Origin of the sequence: Paenibacillus sp. J31TS4, assembly GCF_018403265.1 — a bacterium.
Taxonomy (GTDB): Bacteria; Bacillota; Bacilli; order Paenibacillales; family NBRC-103111; genus J31TS4.
On record NZ_BOSI01000001.1, the window covers coordinates 2,016,805 to 2,035,224 of the forward strand.

Sequence of the window (18,420 nt, forward strand, 5' to 3'; positions counted from 1 at the left end):
AGTCTCCCTTATCATGTGTTTTGCCAAACGTTGCTTCTTTTGGAAAGCAAAGACCTGCTCTAGCCTTTCACAGAGCCGATCATCACCCCCTTGACGAAATATTTTTGCAGAAACGGATACACAAGAAGGATCGGGAGGGTGGAAACAAGGATTGTCGTAAATTTCAGCGCGTCGTCTACGACCAGGTTGTCGCCTCCGACGCTTGTTACATCGGCGGACGCGATCTGGCCTTGCAGGACGATATTGCGCAAGACAACTTGGAGAGGAAACATGTTCTGGTCGCGCAAGTACAATAAGGCGGAATAAAAGTTGTTCCATATCCCGACGGCATAAAAGAGACCGATCGTTGCTAGCACCGCCTTGGAGAGAGGAAGCACCAGCCGAATGAAGATGCCGATGTCGGTCAATCCGTCGATCTTGCCGGATTCCTCTACCTCCTTCGGTAGGCTGGAATAAAACGTGCGCATGACGATCAGGTTCCAAGTACTTACGGCGGTTGGCAGCACCATCGCCCAGAGCGTATCGACCAGACCGTAACTCTTCACCACGAGAAACGTCGGGATCATCCCGCCCCCGAAAAACATCGTAAAGACGATCAGAAGCGTAAACAGCTTGTGATGCGGCAGCTCCTTTTTCGAAATTGCATAAGCGCCGGCCGCTGTAATCAGAAGCGAAACGAACGTACCTACTGCCACATATTGAATGGTATTCAGGTAGGCGGTGGCGATCCTCGGATCGCTGAGCACTAGCCGGTACATGTTCAGGTTAAACCCTTTTGGCCAGATCGTGACCTCGCCCTTCAAAACATACACGTCTTCGCTCAAGGAAACGGCGATCATATAGACGAACGGGTACAAGGTAACCACTACTACAGCGAGAAGCACAATGGTGATGAGGCAGTCGGCCCATCCGAACTTCTTTCTCATGGCACTTCTCCTTTCTACCAAAGGCTGGTTTCGCCGACTTTGCGGCTGAACCAGTTGGCGGAATAAATAAAGAGCAAACTAACGATGCCCGTAAACAAATCGATCGCTGTCGCGTAGCTGTAATTGCCCTGCCCGATCCCCGTCCGGTATACGTAAGTGCTGATGATGTCGGCTGTTTCGTAGACGGCGGGATTGTAGAGCAGGAATACTTTCTCGAAGCCGATATCCAGGACATGCCCCACGTTCAGGATGAGAATGATCACGATCGCCGGCGTAATTCCCGGGAGAGTGATGTGGAGCATCCGTTTCCATCTGCCTGCTCCGTCCATCTCTGCCGCTTCATACAGCTGAGGATCGATTGAGGTAAGCGCTGCCAAATAAATGATCGTTTCCCATCCGACATGCTGCCATATTTCCGAGATGACGTAAATGGGACGGAACATGTTCGGCATCACCATGAAGTTGATTGGCTCGAAGCCGAGCCATACGATGAAATGATTCACGATGCCGTTCGAGGGCGACAGAAACATCAGCACCATACTGACAGCCACCACATTGGAGATGAAATGCGGCAAATAGCTGACAGTCTGCACGAACCGCTTGAACAGGGCGTTCTTGGCTTCATTCAGCAATAGCGCAAGCACGATCGGAGCCGTAAAGCCGAAAACAAGCCGGTATATCCCCAGCATAATGGTATTGGAAATCAGCTTGAAGAAATCGGGATTGTTCCAAAACAGCTGATAATACTTTAGCCCGACCCATTCGCTTTGCCAGACGCCTTTAAATAAGTTGTAGTTTTTGAACGAGATGACCAGGCCGAACATGGGAACGTACTTGAACAGAAGGTAATACAACAGCGTCGGCAAGAACAAGAGGAGTAAATATTTCCCGCGACCCAACCGCTTCAGATAGGATGATTTCTTCAACCGTGTCTTTGCGTGCGGATCTGTTAGGGAGGCTGGTGAGACCGACGGGTTCGTGTTCAACTGGCATCTCTCCGTTTCGGATGAGTCTGATGGTCCCATTGTACCCAGACGATGCGGCGATCACGATACGTACCTTTATCGAATATTCGCCATTCTTCCAGTATCCATAATATTGATAAGAATCGATAAAAAGGGGAAACGGCTCTAACCCGAACACCATTGGGGCACTATTTGCCAACCAATAGCCCCATGCTATAATCAAGCTATCTTTCTTGCTGGAGGGAAGCGAAATGGACGCAAAGCCTTCGATTCTCAAGCGATACGGAGGTTCTCTGTTCTACCGTTTGCTCGCAAGCTTTGCCGTCGTCATCGTTCTCCTGATCTCGGTTAATATGCTTACTTATGTTTATTTCCGAAGCACGATCCGTGAAGAGATTGTCAAGAACAGCAGCCTGAATCTAAGCGCGACGGTCGAAAACTACGAGAAGCATATCAAGCTCGTCCGAGGGCTGCTGATCAGCTTCTACTTCAATGACAAGACAGAAATCCTGAAGAATAACACGCTTCATTTCAACTACAGCATAGCGAAACAGGAACAGCTTGAGCTGCAAAAAACGTTGAACAATCCGATGCTTTATCTTCAGAACGTGGCCTACTATTTCTCGGATATCGATTATGTGATCGACAAGGACGGCACGCGTGAAGCAGGGAGTATGTTCGGCAATCTGTATCGATCCCCGCATTATCCCGCATCGTTCTGGAAGGCCGAGCTGGCCAAGCCATTCACGTTCAGCATGTATCCTTCCACCGAATTCACCGAGACGAATGCCTTCTACAGCATGCCTCTCGGTTCGCTGACGCCCCTGGTCGTCAAAACCTTCTCTAATCCCAAGTTCGGCATTATCGGATTTCTGGATAGCGCCAAAATGTATGATTCGTTCCATCAAGTGAAAACGAACAGTGCCTTTTACATATTGGATCAGAATGAAGCACCTTTGTTTGCCATGTCTGAGCTTCCGGAGAAGCCGATCCGGTTCGATACGATGGAACAAAAGAAAGGGTATCTTATACACGGGACCGACTACTATTTTTATGAAAAGGGCCCCGAATCCGGCTTCACGTATGTCAATGTCATTCCTTTCGCCGCCATGACCCAGCAGATCTTCCATCTGAACTTGATTACCATTACGGTGCTTCTTCTCTCCGTTCTCATTGGCATCGCCGTGTCGGTGTTTTTTTCCGCCCGTTTCCATAATCCGATTTCCGCGATTCTCCGTTCCATTCAGCAAGTAAATCCAGCTTCGGTCCCACAACAAAGCCCAATCAAGGAATTTAACATGATTAACGAAAAACTTCACGATTTGTTTAAAGTCAATGAGAACATCCACAAGGATCTTCATTATAAAAACTCTCTCCTGCAGCAGTACGTGTACTTGTGCAAAGCCAAAATGATTGAATCCGACGTCCAGAACATCCACATCCCCTCCGATACGGAGAAGCCTTTCCGGCTCATTCTGTTTCATCTGCTGTATAAGGAACGGTTTGTCGGCGGCATGGGCATGGACCAGAACCGGGCGTCCACTTACATCAAGGAATTCATTAACTCTTTGTTTTCCCGTTATTGGGAAGCGCTTACCTTACAAATGGAGAAGGATCAGGTTCTGATCATCCTGTTCGGCGATGATTCCGAACAACAAGCATTGTCAGTCGTTCTTCGGCAAGTGGCCGATATTTTATCGCTCGATAAACGGTACTGCGACGTGACGATCGCGGTTAGTCCGGTCTACCGGGATCCGTTAGCGTTCAACCCTGCATTCGAATTCGTGATCGGCCTGCTTAAGCAGAGGAGACTGGGCGAAGGGGTACAGATTATTTCCGCCAAGGAAGCTTTGCCGGACGACCTACTACTCACTCCTTCGGAGGAAAAAGAGTTTACCGCCAATTTGGTATCGGGCAACGACGGCGTCACCGTTCCTCTGATCAGGAAAGCGTTAAAAAAAGCCGCGGGCAAACAGGCGTCCGTTTTTCAGATGCACGAATTTTCGAAAGACATCGTAAACCTGGCCGTCAAATCCATGTACAGCATGAACGTCCGCATTTCCCTGACGGAAGATAACCGTCCTCCTTCGGCATTGCTGTACGAGTGTCGTACCCTTGAGCAGCTCCAATCGTTTTTCGAGCAGTTCCTGACCCGTTCGGCGGAAGGGATAAGACAGAAAAAGACCGAGAACGACTATATCGCGAGCTTCGTCACCGATTACGTCAACCGCAACTTTGGCAGCGATCTTTCCCTGGATGCGCTGGCCGACAAGTTGAACATCACGGGTGCGTATCTGTCCACTTATTACAAAGAGAAGACCGGCGTGAACGTCAGTGATTACGTGAATACCGTTCGCATGAACAAAGCGATGGAGCTGCTGCGCGACACGGATTTGAAGGTTCAGGACATTGCGCAGCTCATTGGCTATTACAGCATCGCTTCCTTCAACCGTATGTTCAAAAAACATACCGGCTTCACGCCAGGCGAATATAGAAGAGCAAGCGCTGGTTCTTGATGCCGGATTCCATAAGAGAGCATCTAGCCGTGCGCTGTTAGGAAGTGCCGCCGCAAGGAACAAACAAAGAGAACACCGCTCTGCTCCGAAGATAGTCCGCCATGCATGACGGCACCCAATGAGCGAAATCGGTTAGGAGAAAAGGCAATGGATGGTCTCAAATCTTACAATCGGTTAATGGCTGTGAAGAACGGTTGGTTCAACCGGGACAGCTTCCGCTTTATACTGGGGATGTCTTCCAAAATGAAGGCGCATACATTTCGGTTAAAGGAGGGAACGAGAGCCATGCGTTTGAAAAGCTTGCAGAAACGATTAGCACTGCTGCTAACGGTTGCTTTGCTGCTTCCCGGCATGCTCATTGCCAAAGAGCCGCCGAAAGCCTATGCGGCAGAGGGGCCGAACCTGTTTCAAAACGGGGATTTTGAGGTTCTGGACTCGAATAGGCTGCCCGTCGGCTGGAGCATGGGGAATTACAGCAACGCCACGACAGCCAAGCCGGTTTATGCAGTGGACGAGGCCGTCTACAAGGTCGGAACGCACTCCTACAAGCTAAGCGCGGCGGATAACAAGATCAGCCGCGGCTCCATCAAGCAGGATATTCTGCTGTCGCCCGATCTGAACGGGAAGCCGATGAAGCTGCAATTTTGGGTCAAAACGGATCGGATCGACGAATCGTCCGGGGGTCCGAGAGCCTATGCGAGAATCCAAACGTATAACAGCAAGGGAGCAAGAATCGGAGGCGTCAACGAGACGACTTCCTTTAAAGGAACGAACGACTGGACGCTCGTGGAAAAAAGCTTTGCGATTCCAAAAGACAGCGATGCCGTGAGAATTACCTTCGAGGCATTCCTGGAGTATACAGCCGGCACCGCATGGTTTGACGATCTGCGCATGTTTGAGGTGCTGCCGGATGACCCGCCGCCTAAGCCGCAGGACGGAAACCTGCTGTCGAACGGCGGATTTGAGAAGACGGAGCCCTCCAGCGCCTGGGCCGGCAACGTCGGACCCGTCCAGGTAACGACATGGAGAGCAAGCGGGAATCCCGTCTTTTCCGTCGACAGCACCGTGTTCCATAGCGGGACCAAGTCGGCGCGGATCGATGGAGCTCCTCCTGCGGCCAGCCGGGGAGCTGTCGTTCAGGAAACGACCGCGCTGGCTATCGGGAAGCCCTATCTCGTCAGCGGTTGGGTGAAAACAAAGGACGTCTCCAGTCCCGTTGTTGTCCGCCTACAGTATAAGCGCAACGGGGGACAAAGCGTCATCGTACCGCTTCTGAGCGAGGCGATCAGCGGAACGACGGATTGGACGCCTTTTCATCAAGTCGTCACGCTGCCGGATACGACGGACAACCCTGCGGCACCCTCCGTCAAGGTGGAGGCCTTCCTCGAAAATGCGACCGGCACGGTCTGGTTCGACGACTTCTCCATCAAAGAGCATGTTCCGCTCCAGGAATTTACGCTGGCACCGGAAATCGTCGAATTGCAAACCGGGCAGTCCGCCCAAATTCAAACCGTGTTCACCCCGGCGGACGCTTCGCTTCAGCAATTGACCTGGAGCTCGTCCGATCCGGTATCGGTCGCCGTCTACCAGGATGGCCGGATCTTCGGTCTGTCGCCCGGCTATTCCATCCTTTCGGCCGTATCCGCCGAAACAAAGACGACCCGCCGCGTTGCCGTATCGGTCGATGCTCCGGGCTCGCTGACCGTTCAGCCTTACTCGGGAACCGTCGCCGAGAACGGCGAATTGCAGGGAAGGCTACTTGCAAACGATTCGACTCAGGCAGCCGTTACCTTCGAGGTTGCCGTCGGACCGAGCAACGGTAAGCTAACCTTGCAGCCCGACGGGGGGTTCCGCTACTACCCGAACCGCTATTATTCCGGAGCCGACGAGTTTACGTACCTGGTCCGTACACCGGGCGGAGTCCCTAAATTCAACAAAGCCCGTTTGATGGTCACGCCGGACGATAAGCCGCCCGTACTCGATCTGCTGTGGTATTCGACGGCTAAGGACACTCCCTTGACCGGCAAGCTGGGGAATGTGCTCAGTCCCGATGCCAATTCCGTCACATGGGCGAAAGCCGCGGACCCGCAGGGGCAATTGGTCATCCAGGCAAACGGAGCGTTTACATACACGCCAAAGCCCGGCTTCGTCGGATACGAGACGTTCCAAGTTGCGGCAACCGGCAAAAACGGCCTGCGTACGGAAGGATCCGTGAACGTCTTCGTCGTTCCGGACAAAGCCGACTTTTCCGCTAAGCTTGCTGCTCAGGGCAACGCCAACGTCCATCCGCGGCTGCTAGCGAACGACAGCGATTTTGCGGCGATCCGCGGCTTGGTCGGCCAAGACCGGTATGTAACGGAATGGTTCGACAAGCTGAAGCAGGCGACCGATCCGCTGCTTGGGCAGGCTCCCTATCCGTACCTCGCGAACGGGGGAAGCACGGGCAATATCCGGGACTTGCTCATAAACACGTCCCTCATGTACCAACTGACCAAGGAACCGCGTTATGCCGAGAGGGCGATACAGGAGCTGGAGTCGGCTGCGGGCTTTGCGGATTGGGGCGGCCGGTACAACAACATGCTGTCCTTGACGTATCTCTCGTACAGCGCGGCATTCGCCTATGACTTGCTGTATAACGTCATGACGCCCGAGCAGCGGACGACGGTCGAGCTGGCGATTGTCAAGCACGCCCTGACCCCCGCGCTGGAGTGGTACCGCGGAGGGTTTACCCATAACGGAGAGTTCAACAATATCAACTTTGTCGATAACGGAAGCTTCGGCCTGACGGCGCTTGCTCTGCTGGGCGAGGGCGGTGCGGCGAACGAGGCGGCCGGTGAGGTGCTGCAAGGCGTTTACCGCAAGCTGCAGAATTCCCTGCGCTTTTACAACGGCGACGGCTCTTGGCCGGAGGGTCCCAGCTATTTTCAATATGGGACGATGCCGCTGTTTCTCATGATGGCATCGCTCAACAAATCGATGGGAACCGACTACGGGCTGACTTCCCTCGAGGGGATTCGGCAGACGGGCTCCTTCCCGGTTCATATGCAGGGGCCGGGCGGATTCTTCAACTTCTATGATGGGGATATTCTACTCCCCCATCCTCAATCGCTTTGGCTGGCCGACTTCTTCAACCGGCCGGACTATGCTTGGCAAATGGGCGAGCTGTACCGGACACAGGGCGTTTACTCACCATTTTACCTGTTGTTCTATAAACCCGGCATGTTCGATACCCAGCCTACCGGGCTGGACCATGAATTTGCAGGGATCGCGTCGATGACGATGCGAAGCTCCTGGGAGGACCCTAACGGCACTTACGCAGCGATCAAAGGCTTCAAGGATCCACTGCTCAGCCATCTCGATATGGATGCCGGAAGCTTCGTGTTCGATGCGCTCGGCGAGAGATGGGCGCTCGACCCGGGCAATGAGAATTATAACCTCCCCGGATATTGGGATGCCGCGCAAGGAACGCGTTGGACCTATTACCGGAAAGGAGCTCAGGGACACAATACCGTCGTGATCAATCCGCTGAGCAACCCGGTTCATATGCAGGATTACGACGCGACCGCCCCGCTCGTGCACAGCGAATCGAAGCCTCGCGGCGCATTAGGGATCGTCGATTTGACCGATCGCTACCCGCTCGATGCGGTTTCCTTCCAGCGCGGCATGATGCTAACGGGAAATCGCGACCAGCTGATCGTCCAGGATGAAATGAAGCTGAAGGCGCCGTCGGAGCTGTACTGGTTTATGCATACGAAAGCGTCCATCCGGATCATCGAAGACGGCCGGGCCGCGATATTAAGTCAAAAGGACAAAAAGCTGTATGTCAAAATGCTGGATGCCCCGGCGGGCGCGGTGTTTACCTCCATGAGCGCCGAACCGCTACCCGGAACGCCGAACCCGTCTGGGCAAGCGGTAAATGTCGAGTTTCGGAAGCTCGCTGTCCATATGACCAATATGGAGGAAGGCAAGCTGTCCATCTGGATGGTGCCGCTGTCCGAGTATGATCCGCTGCCGACCGAGGCACCTGCATTCGTGCCGCTGAGCGGCTGGGCGATTCCTGACGGCGAGCTGCCTGCAAAGCCAGTCCCTCCTGTTGTGACTAATCTGACCGCGGACGGCAAGACGATCAGCGGCTTCGTCCCTTCCCGGACGTATTACGAGATCGTCGTGCCATATGAGGAGACGGCTGTGCCTAAGATCGAAGCGGCTTCGAATTTTCCGGTTTCGACTTCGCCGGCCGCGTCCATACCGGGGAAAACGGTCGTAACCGTCACCGATCCCGCGAATCCGGGGAACGTCAATCGCTACACGGTCTCCTTCCTGCGCGGACCGATTGTTGGGGACCCGCCGGACATCAACCGCTTGCCTGTGACAAGCGTGAAGGCGAGTGCTGTTCCTCAGGCGGATCAGGGCTTCACGCCCGATAAAACACTGGACCGCGATTTGACGACCCGCTGGACGGCGGAAGGGCCTCAGTGGATTCAGTACGATCTCGGCCAAGAGCGGGAGATCGGGGCCGTCTCAATTGCCTTCATTAGCGGAAATGCGCGCAAAAGCTACTTTTCGATCGCAACGTCGCTGGATGGGGAAACTTGGAGCACGGTCTATGCGGACGGAGTCAGCTCGGGAACGACCAACGAGCCCGAGGTTTACCACTTCCCATCCACAAAGGCCCGCTACGTCCAAATTAACGGCTTCGGCAATTCCGCGAACCGGTGGAACAATTATGCGGAGGTCGGCATTTTCCGCACGACCCCGGTGTCCGTACGCGTGGAGGCTCCCGCTGTCTGGAAAACGGGCGAGAAGCGACAGCTTGCCGCATGGCTGACGTTTGCCGACGGCACACAAGCGCTGGCGCAGAAGGCGGAGTTTGTGAGCAGCGACGGAAAAAATATGAAGATCGGAGAAAACGGCTTAGGCCATGCGCTGCGCGCGGGAGACGTCCAATTGACGGTCTACGATCGCGAATACGGGCTGCAGGGAATGCTGAACGTTACCGTGAAAACGGGAGCGGGCACGGTTCCGGACAACCTGCTGAGCAAGTAAGGTAAGCTGGAAACCAAATCTCCTGCACGAAAGCAAAACCACCCGCTCTCTCGCGTTGCCTAACGCGGAAGCGGGTGGTTTTTCGTTTGTGCCGGCAACGCCGTTCAGGATGGCGGGTTCCCCAACGGCATGGCTGACTTTGCCCACGACGAGTTCGTTAAAGATGCTCGGGAATGGCCTTCCCTTCTCCGAGATGGCGGCTGAAAAAGTGGATTACTCCCCTATTCAGCGCAATGTGGTTCTCCAGCTTCTCCGTCTGATGGCCTTCATCCTCAAAAATGACCAGCTCGGCGTCCTGGCCTCTCGCCTTCATTTCCTCATACAACTGTTCCGCTTCCGTAACGGGAACCCGGGTGTCGTTGCGGCCGTGGAAGATAAGCAGAGGTACTTTGATCTTGTGCGAATGGTTCAGCGGAGCTATCTCCTCGAAAAAGTCGGAATCGTGGGCCAGCGTGCCGTACTCGGATTCTCTCAGCTTCCTGCGCCATTCCCCGGTGTTCTGCAGGAAGGTGCGGAAATGGGCGATGCCGACGATATCCACGCCCGCCGCCCACAAGTCCGGATAATGCGTTAGGGCCGCAAGCACCATGAATCCTCCGTAGCTCCTCCCAACGACGCCGATTCTGCTCGTATCGATTTCCTCGAACCGCGCCAGATCCTTGACCATCTCCGCCAAGTCGGCGACCGCGTCCATCCGTTTGCGTCCGTTGTCGAGATTCAGGTACGTTTTGCCGTAGCCTTTGCTGCCGCGGACGTTAGGCGTAATGACCGGATAGCCTTGCCCGACGAAATACTGGATGACCGGCTGGAATTCGAAGCGGATCTGCGATTCCGGTCCGCCATGAATATGAACGATGGCCGGCGACTTGCGGCTGCTCCCTTCTTGCCGGAACAGAGCCGGATCGGGCCGGTAATAAAAATAAGGCACCTCGACTCCGTCGAACGATCGGAATGAATACAGCTCGGCTTCGCGCCAGAGATGGCCGACCGTCTCCGATTCAGCAAAATGGGTAAGCCTCCGGACCTTATCGCCATCGATGCGGCAGCTCCAGAGATCCCCGGGCAGGACAGGACTCTTCAAGCAAAACACGAGCTCCTCGTCGCTGAGCCAGGATAACGATTGCTTGACGCTGCGCGGCAATCCTTCGATTTGCTGGGAATCGCCGGTCGTTATATCGTAGAGATACAAGCCCGACAGACCGCCTTCATTGACGGTGTAGGCGATCTTGCTGCCGTTCGGAGACAGTTTAGCCTCCTCTATGTCCCACTCCGGGATATGGCAGAGCAGCTCCGCTTCCCTAGCATCCAAGGAGAACCGGTACAACGCCGTCGTATTCGTATCCGCATTCGTCAGGAAGTACCCCGCCGCTCCTCTAACCTGGACAGAAGAGTAGCTTCCGGAGCCCGGAACGCCGATGGGGCGGGTGCTTCCGCTCTGCAGGTCCAACACGTACAAGCTCTGGTAGATGTTCGTTTCTTCGATGAGCACCAGCAGTCCGGATCCGTCCGGCAGCCAGCCGGCCGGCGTGCACTTGCCGTCATGCCGGTACACGACCTGCAGTTGATTCGTGTCCAAATGCAGGACATATACATCGAACAGCCCCGGGCCTCTCCGGTTGCTGGAGAACGAGAGCTTGGTCCCGCAGGGCGACCAACCGCCCAGATGGTGAAAATGCTGCGGCGAGTGGACCAGCTCTTTCACTTGCCCGGTCTCGTTGTCCAGCATGTACAGCTGCTGCTTCTCATTCCCCTGGCAGTCCATGCCGAAGACTGTCCTCGTTCCGCAAGGGGAATGCTTGACATCCAGAACCCGGTCCGGCATCTGCACGACCTGCTCGCAGCTTCCCGTTGCCGCATCCCAGCTCCATAGCTGCGGCAATCCCGTCTGTTTCGTCAAAAACGTCACCTTGCAGCGATTCGGCAGCACTTGGGGGTTATAGGCCGTCACAACGGTTAAATAGGCTTGAAGGATCTCATGATCCTGCACGTTCATATCCATTCGTTTCGTCTCCTTAAAAGGGATCGGCAAGCAGCCGCAGCCCGGTTACAGCGGAAAATGGCAGGCTGCGGCATGCCCCTCCGCATGCTGCTGCAAAGCGGGAGCCGTCTTCTTGCATATCTCTTGCGCGAACGGGCAGCGGGTATGGAAGCTGCAGCCGCTCGGCGGGTTGGCCGGGCTAGGCAGATCCCCCTGCAGGACGATTCTCTGCTTCCGCTGCGTCGGGTCCGGGATCGGAACGGCCGACAGCAGTGCCTGCGTGTACGGATGCCGCGGGTGGGCAAACAGCGAGTCGCGGTCCGCCAGCTCGACAATCTTGCCCAAATACATGACGGCAATGCGGTCGCTGATATGCTTCACCGCCGGCAGCCCATGCGCGATAAAAATATACGTGAGCTTCAGTTCCTTTTGCAGCTGTTTCAGCAGGTTTAAAATCTGGGATTGAATGGAGACGTCGAGTGCCGAAACCGCTTCGTCGCAAACGATCAGACTCGGATTCAGCGCGAGCGACCGCGCAATGCCGATCCGCTGCTTCTGCCCGCCGCTGAATTCGTGAGGGTGGCGAGAGAGGTGGTGGCGTCCCAGGCCCACCAGCTCCAGCAGCTCAACGACCCTCTCCCGCAGGGCGGCACCTTTATAGAGCCCATGAACCTGCAGCGGCTCCGCGACGATGTCCTCGACTCTCATGCGTGGATTCAAGGAAGAGGACGGATCCTGGAAGATGATCTGCATGTGACGCCGCATTTGGCGCAGCTCCTGCTTGGAGAGAGACGTCATCTCCTTTCCTTCAAACCACACTTTGCCTTCTGTCGGCTCGAGGAGCTGCAGCATGAGCTGTCCCGTCGTCGATTTCCCGCAGCCGGACTCGCCCACGATACCTAGCGTTTCGCCTCGGTACACGGTCAGATCGATTCCGTCGACGGCCCGAACCGCCCCTTTGTTCGATTGAAACAGTCCCTTTTGCAACGGATAATGCTTTTTAAGCCCCTTAACCTCCATCAGCGGCACAAGCGTTTGGTTCATACGGAATCACTCCTCATTGGCGTAAAAGCAGCGCACCCAGTGGCTGTCGCTCACTTGCTCGAGAACCGGTTGGGCGGCGGTGCACATGTCGGTGGCCATCGGACATCGCGGATGGAAGGCACAGCCGGCCGGCATTTGCAGCGGATTCGGCACGGCGCCCGGAATGGAGCCAAGCTCCTCATATTGAACGTCGATACGGGGTAGGGAGCCCAGAAGTCCTTTCGTATACGGATGCTTCGGAGAGGCGAACAGCTCGAATACGTTCGCTTCCTCCACGATCTTGCCCGCATACATGACAATGACTCGGTCGGCCATTTCGGCGACGACCCCCAGATCGTGGGTGATCAGGATCACGCCCGTATCTCGGTCCGTCGTGATTCCTTTCAGCAGCTCGAGAATTTGCGCCTGGATCGTCACATCTAGAGCGGTGGTCGGTTCGTCGGCAATCAGCAACGCAGGCCGGCAGGATAGAGCCATCGCGATCATAACCCTTTGGCGCATCCCTCCCGACAGCTGATGAGGATAGTCGTTCACCACTTTTTTCGCATTCGGAATGCCGACCTCTTCCAGCATTTCGATGCTTTTTTGCCTGGCCTGTTTTTTATCCAGCCCTTGATGAAGCCGGAACACTTCCTCCAGCTGATTGCCGATCGTAAAGACAGGATTGAGCGAGGTCATCGGCTCCTGGAATATCATCGACAATTTGTTGCCGCGGATGCTGCGCAGCTCCTGGCTGGTTTTCGCCAGCAGGTTTTCGCCCTCCAGCCGGATCTCCCCGCCGACGACTTTGCCCGGCTCGGCGACCAGTCCCATGATGGACAGGGAGGTCACGCTTTTGCCGCATCCGGATTCCCCTACAATGGCAAGCGTCTCTCCCTTTCCCACGGAAAAGGAGATCCCGTCGACGGAAGCGACGACGCCGCCCTCTGTCTTAAACTGCGTTCGCAGCTCATTAACCTCCAACAGCTTGTTCAAGTTTGGTCTCTCCCTTCAATCTGCGCAACGGATCGGCTTACTTCGTTTTCATGCGTGGATCCAGAATGTCGCGCAGCCAGTCGCCCAGAAAGATAATCCCGAGCACGGTAATCGTAATTGCAATCCCCGGGAACGTGGCGACCCACCAGCTCGTCGCCAGGTATTGTCTTCCGTCGCTCAGCATTCCGCCCCAGGTCACCGTCGGAGACTGAATCCCCATTCCGAGAAAGCTGAGGGACGCCTCCAAAATAATCGTCGTCGCTACGCTCAAAGTCGAGACGACGATAAAGGGAGAAATAACGTTCGGCAGGACGTGCCGGACGATGATCCGCCAATCCTTCGCTCCGACAGAACGCGCGGCTCTGACATAATCAAGCTCCTTCACCCTGAGCACTTCGCTGCGCAGGATACGCGCGTATTTCACCCAGTTCGTAGCCCCGATGACGAGAATGAGAGTAAACAGGCCCGGCCCCAGCACGGCGAGGATGACAAGGATGAATAAAATGTTCGGGATTGCCAAAAAGGCGTCTACGACCCTCGAAATCAATTTGTCGATCCAGCCGCCGTAATACCCGGAGACAAGCCCCAGGACGACCCCGATCAGCCCGGCGACGGCCACCGCAAAAATACCGACGAGCAGTGAGATTTGCGAGCCGTATATAATGCGGCTCAGCACGTCCCGGCCCAGATTGTCCGTCCCGAGCGGGTGCTCCATCGTCCCCTTCTCCATCCATACGGGAGGGATCAGCCGTTTGGAGGCGGCAATTTGGCTGGGATTGTGCGGAGCGAGATAGGGGGCGAACACCGCCATCAACACGACGCAGAGAAGAATGGCAAAGCCAATCATGCCGGTCTTGCTTCGCATAAGCGAGCGTCCGATCCTTACAGTCTGGCTTAAAGGCTTCGGCTCGGCAAGCGTGGTTGGGCTTTCGCTCTTCTGTACTTCCATAGTCACATTCATCTCTTTTCCTCCTTTCCGGTCTAGTTGAATTTGATGCGGGGATCCAGCACGCGGTACAACAGATCCGCCAGCATATTGCTGAGGATAACCACGATGGCGAAGACGAACACCGCCGCCTGCACGATGGCCATATCCCGTGTATTCACCGCCTGGACAATCAGCTGTCCCATGCCAGGCCAGGCAAAGATCGCCTCGGTAATGATCGCTCCGCTGATTAACGAGGAGATCTGCAGCGCCATGATGGTCACGACCGGGATAAGCGAATTGCGAAAAGCATGCTTGTAGATGACGATGCGTTCCCGCAAGCCTTTGCTTCTTGCCGTCCGGATGTAATCCTGACCCAAAATTTCGAGCATGCTGGAACGGATGAGGCGCGTCATCTCAGCGGCAATGCCCGAGCCGAGCGTGAGGGCCGGCAGCACAAGATGGGCGAACGTTCCTCTTCCCGATACCGGGAACAGGCCCAGCTTCACGGAGAACAGCAAGATAAACATAATCCCGAGCCAGAAGTGCGGCATCGCCTTTCCGAGCACGGCTGCCCCCGTCGCGAACACGTCCAGAATGGAATTCCGCTTCGTGGCAGAGAGAATGCCGAGCGGGATCGCGATCACATTGGCGACGATCATCGCGGCCAACGCCAGCTCGAACGTAGCGGGAAGCCGGTCGAGCACAATCGGCAAGGCGTCTTGCTTGTAACGGAACGACTGGCCGAAATCTCCTTGCACCAAATTGCCCAGAAACGTGAAATATTGCTGAAGCAAAGGACGGTCCAATCCGAGAGCGGCGGACAGGTTCTGCCGGTCTTCGTCGGTCGCCGTATCGGGAAGCATGAGGGATACCGGATCGCCCGAGGCGTGAACAAGCAGAAACACGATAATCGTAATGAGAAACAGAACGGGGACAATTTGCAATAAGGTTTTCAGCAAATACTGTCTCACAGGTACCTCCCGATGAATGAAATGAAAAGGGGGGATCCTGTCGGAGACCCCCAGAGGCGAGCGTTACTTCAATGGAATCTCATCCGCAACGATCATTTCGTCTACTCTAGGTGTAAAGGCGATTCGCTTGTTGACGCCAAAGTTGGCTTTCGTTTGGAACAGCTGGATCTGGGGCAGCTCGTTGGCCAAAACATCCTGGACCTGCTGGAACTGCTTTTCCCTTTCGTCCAGATTCATATTGGTCTCCGCCGCCTTCAAGAGCTGGAGAACCTGCGGATTGTTGTATCCGGTGTCCGGGACCAGACGCTTGTACAGCAGAGCGGCGTCGAACATCGAGTTGCCGTAGGAGATCAAGAACATGTCTCCCGTTTTCTTGGCATTGCGCACATCGTTGAACTTGCTTGCCTCCAGCAGCTCGAGGTTGACTTTGATTCCCACTTCCGTCAGCATGGCTGCAATTAATTCTTCCGTTTCTTTGTCCTTGTACGTCTTCCCGACCGAGCCGGTGAAGTTGATGGTCAGGCCGTTTTCATACCCTGCTTCCTTGAGCAGCTGCTTGGCACGGGCTTGATCGTACTGCGATTTGCCGAAGAGCTCCTTTTTCGCTCCGAATACGCCCGGAATAATCGGAGTCAGCGTTTCTTGTGCGTCGCCTTCGTACAAGTTATTGATGATCGCCTTCTTGTCGATCGCCAGATTGATCGCTTCGCGCACCTTCTGATTGGCGGTCGGTCCGCTTGCCGTATTCAGCGCCAGCATGACGACGCGCGTCGTAGGGCCGGACTTCACTTCCGTCGTTTTGTTTTCGTTGACCCGTTTCATGTCGGTCGGCGGGATCGAGACGGCGATATCGATGCCGCCGGTCAGCAGCTCGGAAACGCGCGTCGCTTCCTCCGGAATGGAGCGGAAGACGAGCTTGTCCCATTTCGGCGCGTCTCCGAAATAAGCATCGTTTTTCACGAGCTCGACACGGTCGTCGCGAATCCATTCGGAGAATTTATACGGACCGGTGCCGACCGGGCTTTTAAGAAACGCATCCATCCCTTTCTCTTGGATGAGCTTGGACGGCAGCATGCTCGAGCCGAGCCGGGACAATCTTGACAGGAGGACGGGCTCCGTCTCGACGGTCACGATGTCGACCGTGTACGGATCGACCACCTTGACCTCCTTGATTTGCTTGTAGTTCCCGTATTCCACCAGCTTCTGGTCCTTCGCCACGCGCTCTAACGAAAACTTAACGTCATCCGCCGTGAACGGGTCGCCATTATGGAACTTCACGTCTTGTCTCAGCTTGAATCTCCATGTGGTCGGATTGGTCGATTCCCACGAGAGAGCAAGATCCGGGATGAATTTTCCGTCTGCGTCTTTTTTGATCAAATAATTGAACATATTGATATGTACCATTTCCGTCCCGGTATTGCCGTGGTTGTGGACGTCAAACCCGATGATGTCGCCGCCCTTGCCGATTGTGAGTACCTTCTCGCCGCTGCCGGATCCGCTGGCCGCGCCCTTGCCGCAGCCCGCAAGCACGACGGACAAGATCAGCATCACCGCAAGAACCGTCATTCCCGCTCGTTTCATGTCAAGCTCCCCTCTCTATTTTCCGCGTTGGCTTCCGCCATCATTTCCCTGGGAAACTGGTCAATGATGGCCGCTATATGTTGAATGCCCTGAATGAAATCGGTTACCAGAATATTTTCATTCGGTGCGTGATTGTTGGACGTGAAGTTGCCTACCCCGGCGGAGACGGAAGGAATGCCCAGTCCCTGGCACAGGATGTACATCGGTCCCGTAGCGGCGGACATGGGCTTAATAATCGGGCCGCAGCCGTAAACCTCCTTGGCCGTCTTTACCACCGCTCGGGCCAGAGGCCCTTCAAGGGACGTGCGCGCCGGATTGGTCATGGTATACGGGATCAATTCGATATCCGAGAAGCCGTGGTCATCCAGATGCTCGCGCAGCAGCCGGTAGATCTCATGCGGCTCCTGATCGGGAACGAGGCGAAAATCGATTTTGACTCTTGCCTCCGACGGGAGAACCGTTTTTTTGCCTTCCCCCGTATAGCCGGTTTGAAATCCGCAAATCGTGCAGGTCGGCTGGTAGATCAGCTTTTCCTTCAGCGGCAGCCCCTTCAAATTCAGCAGGAAGGAGTCGAGCCCGAACTTCTTCAATGTGCTTTCCTCGTCGTAATCCATCTCGTTCAGCACTTCCCGGTCGGCTACCGACAACGGAGCGACCTTATCGTAGAAGCCTTTGATCCGAATCCGTTCGTCCGGTGTCTTCAAGGTGTTAAGCGCCCAAATCAATCTCCAAGCGGGATTCTCTATGATGGCCGCATTGGAGGAATGCATGTCGGTGTTAGCCCCCCGGCAGACGAGCTCCACAAAGCACATTCCCTTGACGCCGAAGCACGCCTGCAATCTTCCGTCGGCGCCTTTGTACCCAAACTCCCAGATACAGCCGTCAGCTTGGACCTTATCCCGGTTTTGGTCGACGAATTCCCGAAGGTGCAGACTGCCGATCTCTTCCTCGCCTTCGACAAGAAACTTGATCTTGACCGGCAGCTCGCCCTTCACGGCCTTATAAGCATCCACCGCAGCCAGTCTGACAATCAGGTTTCCTTTGTTGTCGGCGACCCCTCTGGCGATGATCCGGCCGTTCACGATCTCCGCCGCAAACGGAGGCGAGGTCCATAATTCGATGGGATCCTCGGGCTGAACATCGTAGTGGTTATAGAATGAAAGCGCTGTCTCTTTGTCGTTTTGAAATTCGCCGTAAACGACGGGAAAGCCCGACGTCGGGATTTGCTCCGCCGTTCCGCCTAGCTGCCGCAGCAGCTGTTCCACCATGCCTGCGGCTTCCTTCATTCCGCGATTCTGCGCCGCCACGCTGGGCTGTCTGCACAGATCCTGCAGCCATCCGATGTACCTGTCCTTGTTTCGTTCGATATACTCGTACACGTCCTTCAAGAGCTTCACCTGCCTATAGTGGAATATTTCCTCTATTATTCCTTAAATATAAGCGATGTGCTAGAATAGTGTCAATAGTTATAATAGGATCAAGAAAGCTTA

Annotated in this window: 11 protein-coding genes; 2 read left to right on the top strand and 9 right to left on the bottom strand. The window is 55.1% G+C overall.

From position 1 onward, the window contains the following. Positions 1-59: 59 nt before the first annotated feature. Together KJS47_RS09545 and KJS47_RS09550 are read right to left on the bottom strand one after the other, a co-directional pair. Complete coding sequence (locus KJS47_RS09545; protein WP_213524655.1) at positions 60-926, bottom strand: carbohydrate ABC transporter permease; 867 nt, start codon at positions 924-926, stop codon at positions 60-62. Between the two features lie 14 nt (positions 927-940). Then, the gene (locus KJS47_RS09550) at positions 941-1,951 is read right to left on the bottom strand and encodes an ABC transporter permease (protein ID WP_213524656.1); all 1,011 of its coding nucleotides are present in this window, start codon (positions 1,949-1,951) and stop codon (positions 941-943) included. Between the two features lie 191 nt (positions 1,952-2,142). Between KJS47_RS09550 and KJS47_RS09555 the strand changes: the two genes are divergently transcribed. Next, positions 2,143-4,407: a helix-turn-helix domain-containing protein gene (locus KJS47_RS09555; protein ID WP_213524657.1), complete on the top strand. Its 2,265-nt coding sequence runs from the start codon at positions 2,143-2,145 to the stop codon at positions 4,405-4,407. Positions 4,408-4,692: 285 nt separating this feature from the next. Next, on the top strand, positions 4,693-9,453 hold the full coding sequence (locus tag KJS47_RS09560; RefSeq protein WP_213524658.1) for an Ig-like domain-containing protein: 4,761 nt from the start codon (positions 4,693-4,695) through the stop codon (positions 9,451-9,453). A gap of 157 nt (positions 9,454-9,610) precedes the next feature. On the opposite strand, the gene KJS47_RS09565 is transcribed toward KJS47_RS09560, so the two are convergent. From KJS47_RS09565 to KJS47_RS09595, 7 genes are all read right to left on the bottom strand, one after another. Beyond that, complete coding sequence (locus tag KJS47_RS09565; RefSeq protein ID WP_249716215.1) at positions 9,611-11,452, bottom strand: S9 family peptidase; 1,842 nt, start codon at positions 11,450-11,452, stop codon at positions 9,611-9,613. Between the two features lie 45 nt (positions 11,453-11,497). Beyond that, entirely contained in the window at positions 11,498-12,475 is a 978-nt protein-coding gene (locus KJS47_RS09570; RefSeq protein ID WP_213524659.1) for an ABC transporter ATP-binding protein, read from the bottom strand. 6 nt (positions 12,476-12,481) lie between these two features. Next, the gene (locus tag KJS47_RS09575; RefSeq protein WP_213524660.1) at positions 12,482-13,450 is read right to left on the bottom strand and encodes an ABC transporter ATP-binding protein; all 969 of its coding nucleotides are present in this window, start codon (positions 13,448-13,450) and stop codon (positions 12,482-12,484) included. Between the two features lie 37 nt (positions 13,451-13,487). Beyond that, positions 13,488-14,411 carry an ABC transporter permease gene (locus tag KJS47_RS09580; protein ID WP_213524661.1) on the bottom strand — a complete coding sequence of 308 codons (924 nt, stop codon included), beginning with the start codon at positions 14,409-14,411 and terminating at the stop codon, positions 13,488-13,490. 20 nt (positions 14,412-14,431) lie between these two features. After that, entirely contained in the window at positions 14,432-15,349 is a 918-nt protein-coding gene (locus KJS47_RS09585; RefSeq protein WP_213524662.1) for an ABC transporter permease, read from the bottom strand. Positions 15,350-15,412: 63 nt separating this feature from the next. Continuing rightward, the gene (locus KJS47_RS09590) at positions 15,413-16,930 is read right to left on the bottom strand and encodes an ABC transporter substrate-binding protein (protein ID WP_213524663.1); all 1,518 of its coding nucleotides are present in this window, start codon (positions 16,928-16,930) and stop codon (positions 15,413-15,415) included. Then, on the bottom strand, positions 16,927-18,327 hold the full coding sequence (locus KJS47_RS09595; protein ID WP_306433018.1) for a M20/M25/M40 family metallo-hydrolase: 1,401 nt from the start codon (positions 18,325-18,327) through the stop codon (positions 16,927-16,929). The genes KJS47_RS09590 and KJS47_RS09595 overlap by 4 nt, the downstream gene beginning before the upstream one ends. Positions 18,328-18,420 lie beyond the last annotated feature (93 nt).

Bases quoted from the DNA above. Each gene is read 5' to 3' on its own strand.
- KJS47_RS09545 (WP_213524655.1), bottom strand. From the start codon at position 926: ATGAGAAAGAAGTTCGGATGGGCCGACTGCCTCATCACCATTGTGCTT.
- KJS47_RS09550 (WP_213524656.1), bottom strand. From the start codon at position 1,951: ATGGGACCATCAGACTCATCCGAAACGGAGAGATGCCAGTTGAACACG.
- KJS47_RS09555 (WP_213524657.1), top strand. From the start codon at position 2,143: ATGGACGCAAAGCCTTCGATTCTCAAGCGATACGGAGGTTCTCTGTTC.
- KJS47_RS09560 (WP_213524658.1), top strand. From the start codon at position 4,693: ATGCGTTTGAAAAGCTTGCAGAAACGATTAGCACTGCTGCTAACGGTT.
- KJS47_RS09565 (WP_249716215.1), bottom strand. From the start codon at position 11,452: ATGGATATGAACGTGCAGGATCATGAGATCCTTCAAGCCTATTTAACC.
- KJS47_RS09570 (WP_213524659.1), bottom strand. From the start codon at position 12,475: ATGAACCAAACGCTTGTGCCGCTGATGGAGGTTAAGGGGCTTAAAAAG.
- KJS47_RS09580 (WP_213524661.1), bottom strand. From the start codon at position 14,411: ATGAATGTGACTATGGAAGTACAGAAGAGCGAAAGCCCAACCACGCTT.
- KJS47_RS09590 (WP_213524663.1), bottom strand. From the start codon at position 16,930: ATGAAACGAGCGGGAATGACGGTTCTTGCGGTGATGCTGATCTTGTCC.